Here is a 13,190-nt window from a genome sequence, read left to right on the forward strand (position 1 = left end):
CCATATTGATAAATGCCTACATCTAATTTAATGCTCAGATTATAGTTAACGCGATGTGCAACTTATTCTTAAAACCCCGCTTCCATTCCTCTCTCCGCTTCGGGGAGAGGCTTTGATTATTGCTCCCCAACGCTAGTAGGGAAGGGGTTGGGGGTTAGGTTTGAGAGAAAGTTGCACACGGCGTTAGTTAAGCAATTTTCAAGTCTTAATTTTGGAATCTTGAATTTATCTACTCCCAAGAATACTTTAACGCAGTATAAGAACTGACATATTGCACTAATCTTAAGTCAAGTGGGCACTGTTTACTGATGGCAAAAACCTCGATTTTGTTACTTATAACAGTGCCCATCTCCGGTAATTCGGGAGCATCTCAATGAGTGTAAAAAGCCTTGTAGAACCTCACCCCAACCCTCTCCTTAGTAAGGAGAGGGAGCAAGAATCTTGTTTCTCATCTGGTATATTTGGTAATTCTTCCTTAATTACGAATTACGAATTACGAATTAGGATCAGGTCTTCTCATTCTGTCAATTTCTCGTTGTAATTCTTCAATTTGACGGCGTAAAGTTTCTGTTTCATTTACGGAAGATTCGGCTGCAACATTTACTGCTCCTGAAGCAGGCGATCGCTGATAATTTCCGCGACGGATTTGCTGATATTCTTCGGATACTGCCCATTGCCGTAAATAATGCAAGCGTTCTACAGGGAAGGGATGGCTCAACATCATACCCTGAGCGCCACTGTACATCAAGAATTTATACACCTGATTCAGTCCATCTTCATCCAATGCCTGATAATTTTCTGACTGCTTGATAAACTCTTGTAAACTACATTCATTGGCATATTTGTTACTACCGCCAGAGACTTTCATCATCAAAGACATCACCGGATTCAAGTCATCCATCACCAGTAGTGCGGCGCGATCTGACGATAACTCCGCTTTCCGCCGCCACTCAAAAAAGGCGTAAATCAAGCCCTGAGAGACAAAATTGCCAATACCGAAGGTCAATTCTCCCAAGGCAGAAGCAGCACTCATCGCCCACATCGCCATTTGAATTAAAATAGTATGACCACATTTAATATGCCCCAGTTCATGGGCTAACACCGCCCGAATCTCGGCTTCGTCTAGTAAGTCTAGTATCCCTGTATTTATGACTATGTAAGGATTCTCTTGTCCCAGTGCATAGCTATTTGCTTGGGGATTTTGCGAGACAAAGAGTGTGGGTTCTGGGTAAATGTCCAAATCTCGGACGCATTCCCGAAATATCTGGTAAATAGTGGAATATTGACGCGGCCCAACTTGGATGGTGCTACCCATTAGATAGACTAATTGAGGGCGTTCGTAGATAAATTCCACAAATTTACGAGCGATTAAATCAAATCCTGGTAAATTGCGTAAAGCTTGCTCGGCTTGACGATCTAGTGGATGCCTGAAGGCTTCGCTGGAAATTCCTGTGTAAGTTGGCATAATTTAGGGTAATTGGTGATTGGTCATTGGTCATTGGTGATTGGTCATTGGTCATTGGTGATTGGTCATTGGTCATTGGTCATTAGTTTTGGATCAATGGCAAAGGACAAAGGACAAAGGACAAAGGACAAATGACAAATGACAAATAACAACATAATAGAAATGGGGCAATTGGAAGTAAAAGTAACTTTGTATGGGATTAAAAGCGTGTGATTGAGGCAGAAGTTCATTTGTCACTACATAACTTTTTGCGATCGCAAGCGGGGTTCCCTTCCTGGCCCCATCATTTGACGATGGCACGGTTGGTAGCACGCGCCTTGCGCCTGGGACGTAGCGCCCTAATTCAAGTCGGGGCGGTTTGTGGCTATCAAGGGCGGTATCGTACCAGTTTCGTAGCATCAGCCCTGATGTGGCATGGCCCTGTAATTATTGTTGCTCAAGAAGCTGTGCAGCAACTTCTGCTGCGGGTAGAAATTCCTCGTCTACAGCAGTGGCTACCAGCCAACAAACCGATTAGGACGGGTGACGCTTGGCCTGGTGGTGAATTCCAAGGGCTACTGTTAACCTCCCCAGAAGCTTGGTTAAAAGGACAATTGGCTGGTGGCGATCGCTTTCCCCAAGGTATCCCTACAATTATTGATGGGGTCGATGATTTAGAAGATTGGGTGCGTACTCAGCTTACCCAAGATATTCAACCCCATGATTGGGATCAACTCATCCTGGCTTGTCCAAACGAAGCTGAGGCAATTCAGGAAGCACGGATACAACTGACACACGAACTTTTTCAGCATCCTGCCAATCCCTATGAATGCTATCTAATTTCCCAGCCAGAAATAGAAATTTTAAGCCGTCTCTATTCTGCTTTCGAGTCAGTACAAACACTGCCAGAACCTTGGAAACAATTCTGGCAACAATTTCAAACCCTTGATGAAAATCTTTCCCCCCCTCTCTTCTGGGCGACTATTGCCCATCGACAAGGTTTATTTTCTCTGCACTACGCCCCAATGGAATTAGGCGAAATACTCTCCCCCATTTGGCAGCGACAACCAGTAGTTTTAATTGGCAGCGCTATAGAACCGGAAACTGAGGCTCCGCTTTTCCGACAGCGCTTGGGTTTGGACGATTTAACTTGCCTAAAATTCTCTTCGGAGAATCAAGCAGAAGCAATTCAACTGTATGTACCGTATAAGTTGCCCCTACCGAACACGCCAGAATTTCAAGCGGCATTTATTCATAAAGTCCGCACACTGGTTTGTTTAAGTGCTACAGCACCAGGATTAACGGTTGTCTTGGTGGGAGATGTACCACTGAAGTCTCAAGTTGCGGCAATTCTGGCCTCAGAGTTTGGTTCGCGGGTGCAAGTAGAAAAAACTTGTTTAGATGAAAATGGTATTTTGATTAGCGGTTGGGAATTTTGGCGAGAACATCAACGAGTCTTACCTGCACCCCAACTGTTAATTATTGCGACTTTACCGCTACCATCTTTGGAAAATCCCCTCGTAGCTGGTAGGGTAGCTCGTTATAAGCGATCGCATCAAGATTGGTTTCGTTTATATTTGTTGCCAGCTGCCTTGAATGAATTACAACGAGCGATCGCACCAGTCCGAGAAAGTCAAGGGATTGTTGCTTTACTTGATAGTCGCGTAGTTAACCGCAGCTACGGCGCTCAAATTCTCGCAACCTTAAGTCCTCTGGCACGCATTAACTATCTCGACCCCAGTCTGTTTTCTAACACTGGTGAAGAAAATTCAGCATAAGGTCATTTGTCAATGCCCAATGCCCCATGCCCGATGCCCAATTTAAATTTTGTCAACCAAAACGCGATCGTTTAAAAGTAAGGACTATTATCAGCTTATGAAAGTGATGTGATTCATCGCCTCTCTGTAGACATGATTTCTGGCAAGATAAATTTAGAACCTAAATAGAATTTGAGTTGCTAATTATGGGTGAAGCAAAGCGTCGTAAAACCACACAAGGGGAAACATACGGTCAAGAAACTCGGATCTTGCCTTGGCTTCCCATCACAAAAACTCAAGGCGAACTATTTGTGACTTGGACTACTCGTGGTGCCTGGATAGGTATTGGTCTTATGGTTGTAGGATGGGCAACTATCCGTTTTATCGGCCCAGCCTTCGGCTGGTGGCAAGTAGTCTACTAACAATTCAAAATTCAAAACATTTTCACGCGGGGATCATCTGTCGTAGGGGTACAGAAAAAGCTCATTGGTGTCAATTTAAGCCCAAACGCTTATCCCACAGGCGTTTTACCCCCCTTAATCCCCCCTTATAAAGGGGGGAAAAAAAATCCAGTTCCCTCCCCTTTATAAGGGGAGGGTTAGGGTGGGGTAACGCGGATCGTGATGAGAAGCCAAAGAATTGAATATCACGTCTTGGCAAGGGTTTCACCTTAAGTTGACACCTATGAGCATTGCTCTGCCCCTACCGGGTGGTCTATTTACCTGAAAATAGCTGTAAATGGGCGTAGGCGTACCCCGTCGGAGACATCGCTCGTTTATAAGTGTATGCCCCACGTCTGGGGTCTATCTTTGTAGTATATAAAGAAGCACTTTTGACCTGAGATTATGCCCTCCTCTGAAAAACCCCTCACCTACCCATCCAGCCACAAGAGCGATCAAGTCGATAACTACCACGGTACTTTAGTCGCAGATCCTTATCGTTGGTTAGAAGATCCTGACTCTGAAGAAACAAGGACTTGGATTGACGCACAAAATCAAGTTACTTTTGGCTACTTGAGTGAAATTCCTACCAGGGAAAAAATTAAACAGCGCCTCACCAAACTTTGGGATTATGAAAAATATGGTATCCCTTTTAAAGAAGGCGAATCTCAGGGAGATGGTTCGAGCGATCGCTACTTTTATTTTAAAAATGACGGGCTACAAAATCAAAGTGTCCTCTACACTCTGAAAACCCTCGACGACCAACCGAATGTTTTACTCGACCCCAATAAACTTTCAGAAGATGGCACTGTTGCTCTTTCAGGATTGTCTATTAGCGAGAATGCTAAACTTTTAGCTTATGGTCTATCCGCCTCTGGTTCTGATTGGCAAGAGTGGAAAGTCCGCGATATTGAAACTGGGGAAGACCTGCAAGACCACCTGAAGTGGATTAAATTCTCTGGCGCATCGTGGACACACGATCATCAAGGTTTCTTCTACAGTCGCTACGATGAACCGAATGAAAAAACTCAATTAGAAGATGTTAACTATTATCAAAAGCTCTACTATCATCAACTAGGTAAACCCCAATCAGAAGATATACTAATTTATCATCGTCCTGACCAAAAGGAATGGGGTTTTAGTGGTGGCGTTACTGAAGATGGACACTATCTAATAATTTCAATTTGGCTGGGAACTGATTCCAAGAATTTAGTTTTCTCCAAAGATTTGACTAACCCTAATGCTGAAGTCGTAGAACTGATTAACCAGTTTGAGGCAGATTACAGCTTTATCAACAATGATGATAGCCTCTTTTATTTCCGCACAGATTTAAATGCACCACGCGGACGAGTTATTGCGATTGACACCAAAAATCCTGCTAAGGAAAATTGGCGAGAAATCATTCCCCAATCTGCGGAAACGTTGGAAAGTGTCGGTATACTCAATAACCAATTTGTTGCTGATTACCTCAAAGATGCTCACAGCCAAATTAAAATTTTTGACCTCAAAGGTGCATTTGTCCGCGAGGTAGAACTACCCGGACTCGGTTCAGCCGGAGGCTTTGGAGGGAAGCGTCATGATACCGAAACTTTTTATATTTACACCAGTTTCACAGCACCAGGAACTATCTATCGCTACGATATGATAACTGGTAAAAGTACCGTTTTTCGCCAACCAGAAGTAGATTTTAATCCTGCTGATTACGAGACTAAACAAGTCTTTTATCATAGCAAAGATGGTACTAAAATACCCATGTTTATTACCCATAAAAAGGGCATTAAATTAGATGGGAATAACCCCACTTATCTCTATGCTTATGGCGGTTTTAGTGCTTCAATGACACCCAGTTTTTCTGTGAGTCTGTTGGTATGGATGGAGATGGGTGGTGTCTATGCTATGCCCAATATCCGCGGCGGTGGAGAATACGGCGAAGAATGGCATCAAGGAGGAATGAAGGATAAAAAGCAGAATGTCTTTGATGACTTTATTGGCGCTGCTGAGTGGTTGATTGCTAATAAGTATACTAAGACAGATAAGCTAGCGATCGCAGGTGGTAGTAACGGCGGTTTATTGGTGGGTGCTTGCATAACTCAACGTCCCGATTTGTTTGGTGCAGCTTTACCAGCAGTCGGCGTCATGGATATGTTGCGGTTCCACAAATTCACCATCGGTTGGGCTTGGACTTCCGAATATGGTTCAGCAGATAATCCAGAAGAGTTTCCAGCGCTATATGCTTATTCGCCACTACACAACATCAAACCAGATACAGCTTACCCAGCAACCTTAATTACCACAGCCGATCATGACGATCGCGTTGTCCCTGCTCATAGTTTCAAATTTGCCGCAGCTTTACAAGAGGCTCACGCTGGTAATGCGCCAACGCTAATTAGAATTGAGACTAAAGCCGGTCATGGTGCGGGTAAACCCACAGCTAAAATTATCGAAGAAGCCGCCGATAAATGGGCTTTTTTGGTGCGTACTTTGGATGTTGAAGTTTAGCAACTTTGTAGGGTGGGTATTGCCCACCCTACGAGGCTAAACTAACTGAATCAATAATCAATTTACACAAAAAATTTTCCTCGACATCAGTAGTTCCAACTTAGAAGTGCTGTCATTACCCTTGCAATAGCCGCGCGATCGCTATCCTCTCTAGACTCAAATAATCTTTCTGCTTGTTGCAGATGCGTCACTACTTCCTTTCGATGTATGCATCTATTCAGATAATACAACGAAATTCCCAAGTCTTGATGAATGTCTGGATCATTAGGATGATGATCTAACTGTTGCCGCAAAAGCTCAACTTCATTCTCTAGGTATTGCCAAGAAGATTGCCCAGGTTCTCGGTTTGCCATAATTTTCATATCAAGCGTTGAAGTAGGTGCTTCCGATTTGTTAGCAAAATAGGGGATATCTAAAAACTGTGCAATCGTTTTGGCAATACTTACAGCACTCTCATAGCTACTATCAGACTTTAGATAAAAGCGCCAGTAGATTGATGCCAAAATTAATCTCGGATAGAAAGCTATTCCTCCTTCAGAACCACTGACATCTTCTACTACAATACCTGAAATAATATGACACGGAAACTCAACAGATTTTGTGTGTAAAATTTCAAATCGATTTTGTCTTTCCCAGAGAATAGAATTTTTGGGTTTATCAAAGATATAAGTAGTAATTTCTGTATCTTCAATTATTGTATATAGACTGATTGCAACCATTACGCATCCACTGACTACGGCGATGATTCCAGGATAATTAGCACGCTGGAGTACCAACCCCAATAAACAAAGGAAAAGACCAAATGGAATCAAAGTTATACTAATGAGTAATACACCCCAAAGCGATTTTTGGAAACGCAAAAGGAGCCGATGCTGGTTTTGTTCAATAATCTTCATGAATTAATTGAGATAGTAGGGCTGGGTTTCGTTCCACTCTCTTATCTGCAATCAGAGGGTGAGTCTCGGTATTAATAGATGAGTTAAAATTAAATCATCACTCTAGACAAATATTAACTATGAGATGGGAAGAAGTTTGTGAACATAAACAATTACAAGATTTACCCTTCAAAATTGAATTAAATAAATGGGGTCAAATCGTAATGAGTCCAGTTAAAATTAAACATTCTTTTTATCAAGGAAGAATCCAACGTTTATTCATAAACTCTACTTCTATGCCCAATCAAAATAATCGTTACTTGATTTAAGTCATCATCTATTTGATAAATAACCCGATACTCACCTACGCGATAACGATAATAACCTGATAAGTCACCTTTCAAAGGTTTTATATTAGGAGAATTACGAGGCTCAATCTTTAAACGTTCAAAACAACGATCTAATTTCTTTTGTAAAGAAGCAGAAGAAGACTCGAAAAATTCTTGAGCATCAGTACCAATAATAACAATATACTTAATATTTTCGTTGGAGTTGGTCAACAGAAATTACCTTACCTTCTTCAACATTCTTCTTTGCTTTAGCAAACGCTTCTTTAAAACCCTCTATTTTCAACAATTCTTCAGTTGCTTCATTATCGTCTTTTTCTGCTAAATACGCCAAAAAATCAGCAGCGACTAATAATCTTTCTGGGGAGAGTTGATCGACATATTCTTTAATTTGCTGGCGAATTTCTACTGTATTCATAAAATTTTATCGGTATCTAAACACAAAACTCTAGTCACGTCGCCCTTCGTCCTCTTTGAGGCTGCGAATCAAATCTGTAGAGGCTGGTTGTATCCCAGTTTTAGCTTTAACAGTTTCGCTGCGGGCAATTATCCGTTGATGGAGAACCCATCCCCTACGGCGGCTCACCTCACGTTCCAAAGCCTCAACCACTAAATCATTCAGCGATTCGCTACCCTCCTTAATTTTATTAGCTTTCACAAGTAAATCAGCCGGAAACCGAATTGTTAGGGCTTCGCCTTCCATAACGATAATTGCAACCAAATATTGATACTATTTATTGTAACTGCTCTATATTCTGTTACCACGCGTAGCTTGCTTCCCCCTAGGGGTACGGCAGAGCTACGGTGAAGCAAGCTGCGCGAACAATTTTGAATTTTGAATTTTGAATTGTTAACCTTCTTGTGTGGTTAAAATGCGACAGATTGGGCTGTACCAGTCAAAGGGATTATTGTATAAGTTTGTCTTTGCCCCTGGTTGAATTTAGCTTCAGCAAAAAGAAGCCTCTCGCCTACCCGAAGGGAGGCGATGAGATGAATTTTTCTCTCGTTGACGAGTTGACCCCTAACCAAATAAAACCGCAGGTTTGACTCTTCGTGGGGTCGAGGAGGAATCGCCATTTTCTATGTTTGGTAGCGTGTCAAGAAGTTCCTCAATTACTTGAGTCCTAGTTTTGTGTGCGTAAGCTGCATATTTTTGAAGCCTACTATTGTAGAAGTAGATATTCCGAAAATCTTGTGATCTGCAACACATTGCAACCATTATTAATATACTTGCAATTATTTATGATAGTGCGTAAAGTCACATCAGTCTTTAAAAAAATACTGAGCAAAAAATATTAGTCCCTAGTACCGCAAGGCGGAATTCGTAATTCGTAATTAATTGTTTGCAAGGGTTTGAGACATTTCAAATGGGTGGCTTATTTACGCCGTGCTGTACTAGTACTCAACCGCAGAAATAGAGCTACCATTGAAAATGTTGAAAAAGCTGAGAATGTAAGTCTTTTGACTTTTTCAAAATGGTACTAAGGTTTTGTTTTATAATTAGAGATTTTGAATTTCGCCTTGCTTATGAAGCTACGCTCATATATGCTTATCGGGTTTTTACTCAGCCTTCTGCTAAGTATTGTGCCTTTTTTGGGCAATTTTACCAATGCTGCAACACCGACGGCAGTTGCACCTGTATCTGCTCTCTCATTCACCCAAGGGGTACAAAAAACAGTATTGGACAACGGCTTAACAGTGCTAACCAAAGAAGTCCATACTGCTCCAGTGGTCAGCGTGCAAGTTTGGTATAAAGTTGGTTCACGTAACGAAGTTAAGGGAGAGAATGGCATTTCTCACCAGCTAGAACATTTGATGTTCAAGGGGACAACTGACCGTCCAGTGCAGTTTGGCAGGTTATTTAGTGCCTTGGGTAGCCAGTTCAATGCCTTTACTAGTTATGACGAAACAGCTTACTTTGGCACAGTGCAACGAGACAAACTCGAAGCATTGTTGACATTGGAAGCCGATCGCATGGAAAATTCCTTAGTTGGGACTGAGCAACTCACAAGTGAAAAGCGGGTGGTGATCTCCGAGTTACAGGGGTACGAAAATTCACCAGGCTATCGTCTGAATCGGGCAGTGATGCGAGATGCTTTCCCTAGCAGAGCCTATGGCTTACCTGTGGGAGGTACAAAAGCCGATGTACAGAAATTCACGGTGGAGCAGGTGCGGAATTATTACCAAACCTATTACAGCCCAGAAAATGCCACGCTGGTGATTACGGGGGATTTTGCCACGGAACCTGTACTCAAAGTTGTGAAAGAAACTTACGGGAAGTTGCCAAAACGACCCAAGACGGCTGTGGCGAAAAATCCCGCCCAAGTGACTGCTCCTACCTCTGTTGCGAAAAAAGCGGTGATCGTTTTGAAGCAACCTGGAAGTGCGGCATTACTGCAAGCGGTGTATCCGTTAACAGATATCAACCATCCTGATGTCCCGGCAATTGATGTGATGGATGCCATCCTCACAGGCGGACGTAGTTCTAGACTTTACCAAGCTTTGGTGGAATCTGGACTCGCTAGTTCAGTGAGTGGCGGTGCTGCTGAACTGATCGAACCAGGTTGGTATCAAATTGATGCTACGGCGGCTCCGGGTAAAGAGTTGGGGAAAATTGCCCAGGTGCTTCAGGAATCTTTAGCAAAATTGCAACAGCAGCCTGTTACCACAGAAGAATTGAACCGGGCGAAGACACAACTGCAAGCCTCGTATATTTTGGGTAATCAAGACATTACTAGTCAAGCTACTCAACTGGGGTATAACCAAACTGTGGCGGGAGATTATCGTTTTATTGAACGGTATCTGGCTGCGATCGCTAAAGTCACCCCTGCTCAAGTCCAGAAAATAGCAAAAACTTACCTGAATCCGGCTAAACAAACCATCGGCTTCTTTGAGCCAACTCAACCAGATGGTAAACCCGGAACTTCTAACGCTGGTTCTGGTCGCACAGTGGAAAATTTCAGCCCCGGTAAACCTGTAGATCCAGCAGAATTGGCCAAATATCTCCCACCTGCCACATCAGCTACAGATTCCGGCAAACAACCACTACCAGAAGAGTTTACCTTAAGTAATGGTTTGCGGATTCTGCTCTTGAGCGATCGCAACCTCCCCACCATTAACCTGAGTGGACAAATTAACGCCGGTACTGAATTTGACGGCAATCAAAAAGCTGGATTAGCGAATCTGACTGCGAACAACTTAATGAATGGGACGCAGACTAAAAATGCTTTGGACTTGGCAAAAACCTTAGAAGACCGGGGAGCCGACTTAAACTTCAGTGCTAGCCGCGAAGGAGTTAGCATTAGTGGTCAAGGGCTTTCCGCAAACTTGCCGATATTAATTCAAACTCTGGCAGATGTCTTAAAAAACGCCACTTTCCCAGCCGACCAGTTAGAACTAAGTCGCCAACGGGCGTTGACAAGTCTGAAAGTCCAGCAAGATGACCCTAGAGGATTGGGACGACAACTATTTCAGCAAGCGATTTACCCAGAAAATCATCCATTCCATAGCTTTCCCACAGCCGAGAGCTTAAAGAGCATTTCTCGTGATGATTTGCTTGGCTTTTACCAGACACACTACCGACCAGATAACACAACGATCGCTTTAGTTGGAGACTTTGAGGCAGTTAAGGTAAGAGCTTTGCTGAATCAGGTATTTGGCAAGTGGCAAGCCACAGGTAAGCCACCTGTACTCAAAATAGCATCCGTGCCATTACCGCAAACTTTGACACGTTTAAATAAAGTAATTCCTGGTAAAGCCGAGGCTGTTACCTACATCGGCTACAACGGCATCTCTCGGAAAGACCCGCGTTTTTATGCAGCCCTGGTGCTGAATCAAATTTTTGGTGGTGATACCTTATCAAGCCGCTTGGGTACGGAGGTGCGCGATCGCCAAGGTCTGACCTACGGTATCTATAGTGGTTTCGCCGCCGGAATTAATCCCGGCCCGTTCTTGATTCAGATGCAGACTGCTCCCGGAGATACCCAAAAAGCGATCGCCAGTACTCTGGCTTTACTCAAACAGTTGCGCGAACAAGGAGTAACTGAGGCTGAATTCAACGCGGCAAAACGCTCAATTACCAATAGCTACCCCGTCGATTTAGCTAATCCCAGTGATGTATCAAGCATCATTTTGGATAATGCTGTCTTGGGACTTTCACGATCAGAAATCCGAGACTTTCCCCAGAAGATTCAAGCAGTCACTATGGCTCAAATGCAACAGGCAATTGAGGATTTAATTAAGCCGGAAAATCTGGTGATTGTCACCACCGGGCCTGAAGATAGTGTATCCAAGGTTGGATCGTAATTTCACATAAAGGTGCAAAGCACATCTTTGCGCCTTTACGTGTTGACTGAGATTAGACCTTTTGCTTTTATTCGGATTTTTGTCAGGAAGTCTATTGAGCAATACCGTTTGGGTTAAGACTTGAACCAAGCGGTATTGCCATATATTACTAATTGCGATCGGCTAAAATTTATCAAAACTTTTTTTATATTCAACTCTGATGAAGAATTAAAAATATCTGAAGTAGATTCATCTCTAAAATTAAGTAATTAAACCGTAAACCAATCATTTATATTAAATTATAAATTGATAAATTTTCAGTATAAATATCAAAGACGGAGCGATAAAATTGCGTTATTTTTAGAATGTCTGCATACACTCAACCACAATTATGAAAAGTCTAGAACATATTGATCCTATTTTTGAACGGCTTTTTTCTAAGATTAGTCCGAAAATAGCAGACTCTTTCACTGATGAGCAACTAAAAGCCATACAAAGGGGTTTCGGTTCTCAAGTTGTGACTCGTCATTCTTTAGATATAAGAGTTTCAGTTCCTATTCCCGGACTACGATTTTATCTAGTTTTATTAGCAGGTTCAGAACGTCGTTCGCAACAGCGCTTGCAAAATGAAAAAGGCAGATATCCTCTTTTGAATACAGGCAATATTATATTCTTAACAGGATTTTTAACCATTTTATTGAGTTGTAGCTTCACCATTTTCCCTTTTTTATGGTCTTCACTTGCTTCATTTAGTTCCATCTCTACTTCGCCTTACCCTACATCTATTCCTTGGATTTTTGATAAATCTGAATGCGAACACACTAACAGAACTTGGCGTAATGAAAAGTGTTGGGATGAGCAACACAGTCCGATGTTTTGAAGCTTATTCACACCGACAATAAAAACAATATGCCTACAAACCGTTTAACTAAATATTCGTCCAAAAATGACACTTTTCCCCAACAGTTTTTCGCCTCCATTCCTCCTCAAGTAGTAGCTACCTTTACCGATGACCAATTGACAGAATTACAAAAGGTATTTAGGGAGCGAGTTAGCAAGCATCATGCTGTGGATATCAGGCTTTCTATCCCATTTAGTAAAAAGCGCTTTTATATAGTTTTTTTACTTGGTAAGGAAAAAAGGTCAAAACAGAATCGAAAAGATACAATTTTCACACCTGTAAATAGTATCTTACTAATCAGATATTGTCTGGTATTAATAACTTTGTTGCTTGCTGCGCTCTACATAGTTGAAATGGTGTTGGGAATTAATAGCTTTCCCAATAAACAAATCCAAGAGTTTGTCAAGTATTTAATCAGCAGTTTTTCGATTTAGCATCGGTGCATCTACCTTTTGATAGAATTTCTTCATATATTATTAAGTATCTAATTGACACAAAGTTAACAATTCAAAATTCAAAATTAAAGCCATTTTCAGACTCTTATTTAAACAGAAGATAATGGCGATCGCGCGAGAAATTCGCCTTACCTTCCATCCCACGTAAAGGCGCAAAGATGCAAAGAACAATTCATAGGTTAATTCAG

11 protein-coding genes are annotated in these 13,190 nt (G+C 42.1%); 6 read left to right on the forward strand and 5 right to left on the reverse strand.

Translation table 11 applies throughout. The features are described from left to right. Positions 1-493 precede the first annotated feature (493 nt). Positions 494-1,465 (reverse strand): M48 family metallopeptidase, encoded by a 972-nt coding sequence (locus tag V7K27_RS01835; protein ID WP_334943743.1) that lies wholly within the window; start codon positions 1,463-1,465, stop codon positions 494-496. Positions 1,466-1,674: 209 nt separating this feature from the next. On the opposite strand from V7K27_RS01835, the gene V7K27_RS01840 reads away from it, so the two are divergent. The 3 genes from V7K27_RS01840 (at position 1,675) to V7K27_RS01850 (ending at position 6,140) form a co-directional block, all read left to right on the forward strand. After that, complete coding sequence (locus V7K27_RS01840; protein WP_334943745.1) at positions 1,675-3,222, forward strand: ATP-dependent DNA helicase; 1,548 nt, start codon at positions 1,675-1,677, stop codon at positions 3,220-3,222. Between the two features lie 185 nt (positions 3,223-3,407). Further along, entirely contained in the window at positions 3,408-3,623 is a 216-nt protein-coding gene (locus tag V7K27_RS01845; protein WP_334943747.1) for a DUF2839 domain-containing protein, read from the forward strand. A 423-nt stretch (positions 3,624-4,046) separates the two neighbouring features. Next, on the forward strand, positions 4,047-6,140 hold the full coding sequence (locus tag V7K27_RS01850; protein ID WP_334943749.1) for a prolyl oligopeptidase family serine peptidase: 2,094 nt from the start codon (positions 4,047-4,049) through the stop codon (positions 6,138-6,140). A gap of 86 nt (positions 6,141-6,226) precedes the next feature. On the opposite strand, the gene V7K27_RS01855 is transcribed toward V7K27_RS01850, so the two are convergent. The 4 genes from V7K27_RS01855 to V7K27_RS01870 form a co-directional block, all read right to left on the reverse strand. Further along, entirely contained in the window at positions 6,227-7,036 is an 810-nt protein-coding gene (locus V7K27_RS01855) for a hypothetical protein (protein WP_334943751.1), read from the reverse strand. A 254-nt stretch (positions 7,037-7,290) separates the two neighbouring features. Further along, on the reverse strand, positions 7,291-7,575 hold the full coding sequence (locus tag V7K27_RS01860; protein WP_334943753.1) for a type II toxin-antitoxin system RelE family toxin: 285 nt from the start codon (positions 7,573-7,575) through the stop codon (positions 7,291-7,293). Further along, positions 7,550-7,780 carry a hypothetical protein gene (locus V7K27_RS01865; protein ID WP_334943755.1) on the reverse strand — a complete coding sequence of 77 codons (231 nt, stop codon included), beginning with the start codon at positions 7,778-7,780 and terminating at the stop codon, positions 7,550-7,552. Before V7K27_RS01865 ends, V7K27_RS01860 begins: the two co-directional genes overlap by 26 nt. Before the next feature lie 30 nt (positions 7,781-7,810). Then, entirely contained in the window at positions 7,811-8,083 is a 273-nt protein-coding gene (locus V7K27_RS01870) for a YlcI/YnfO family protein (protein WP_334943756.1), read from the reverse strand. 824 nt (positions 8,084-8,907) lie between these two features. Here V7K27_RS01870 and V7K27_RS01875 point away from each other — a divergent pair. The 3 genes from V7K27_RS01875 (at position 8,908) to V7K27_RS01885 (ending at position 12,981) form a co-directional block, all read left to right on the forward strand. Next, entirely contained in the window at positions 8,908-11,667 is a 2,760-nt protein-coding gene (locus V7K27_RS01875; protein ID WP_334943758.1) for a M16 family metallopeptidase, read from the forward strand. A gap of 370 nt (positions 11,668-12,037) precedes the next feature. Then, complete coding sequence (locus tag V7K27_RS01880) at positions 12,038-12,526, forward strand: hypothetical protein (RefSeq protein ID WP_334943760.1); 489 nt, start codon at positions 12,038-12,040, stop codon at positions 12,524-12,526. Positions 12,527-12,555: 29 nt separating this feature from the next. Further along, entirely contained in the window at positions 12,556-12,981 is a 426-nt protein-coding gene (locus V7K27_RS01885) for a hypothetical protein (RefSeq protein ID WP_334943762.1), read from the forward strand. Positions 12,982-13,190: the final 209 nt, after the last annotated feature.

Source organism: Nostoc sp., assembly GCF_036919575.1.
In the GTDB taxonomy this organism is placed as follows: Bacteria; Cyanobacteriota; Cyanobacteriia; order Cyanobacteriales; family Nostocaceae; genus Nostoc.

Bases quoted from the DNA above. Each gene is read 5' to 3' on its own strand.
- V7K27_RS01835 (WP_334943743.1), bottom strand. From the start codon at position 1,465: ATGCCAACTTACACAGGAATTTCCAGCGAAGCCTTCAGGCATCCACTA.
- V7K27_RS01880 (WP_334943760.1), top strand. From the start codon at position 12,038: ATGAAAAGTCTAGAACATATTGATCCTATTTTTGAACGGCTTTTTTCT.
- V7K27_RS01875 (WP_334943758.1), top strand. From the start codon at position 8,908: ATGCTTATCGGGTTTTTACTCAGCCTTCTGCTAAGTATTGTGCCTTTT.
- V7K27_RS01845 (WP_334943747.1), top strand. From the start codon at position 3,408: ATGGGTGAAGCAAAGCGTCGTAAAACCACACAAGGGGAAACATACGGT.
- V7K27_RS01850 (WP_334943749.1), top strand. From the start codon at position 4,047: ATGCCCTCCTCTGAAAAACCCCTCACCTACCCATCCAGCCACAAGAGC.
- V7K27_RS01865 (WP_334943755.1), bottom strand. From the start codon at position 7,780: ATGAATACAGTAGAAATTCGCCAGCAAATTAAAGAATATGTCGATCAA.
- V7K27_RS01885 (WP_334943762.1), top strand. From the start codon at position 12,556: ATGCCTACAAACCGTTTAACTAAATATTCGTCCAAAAATGACACTTTT.
- V7K27_RS01855 (WP_334943751.1), bottom strand. From the start codon at position 7,036: ATGAAGATTATTGAACAAAACCAGCATCGGCTCCTTTTGCGTTTCCAA.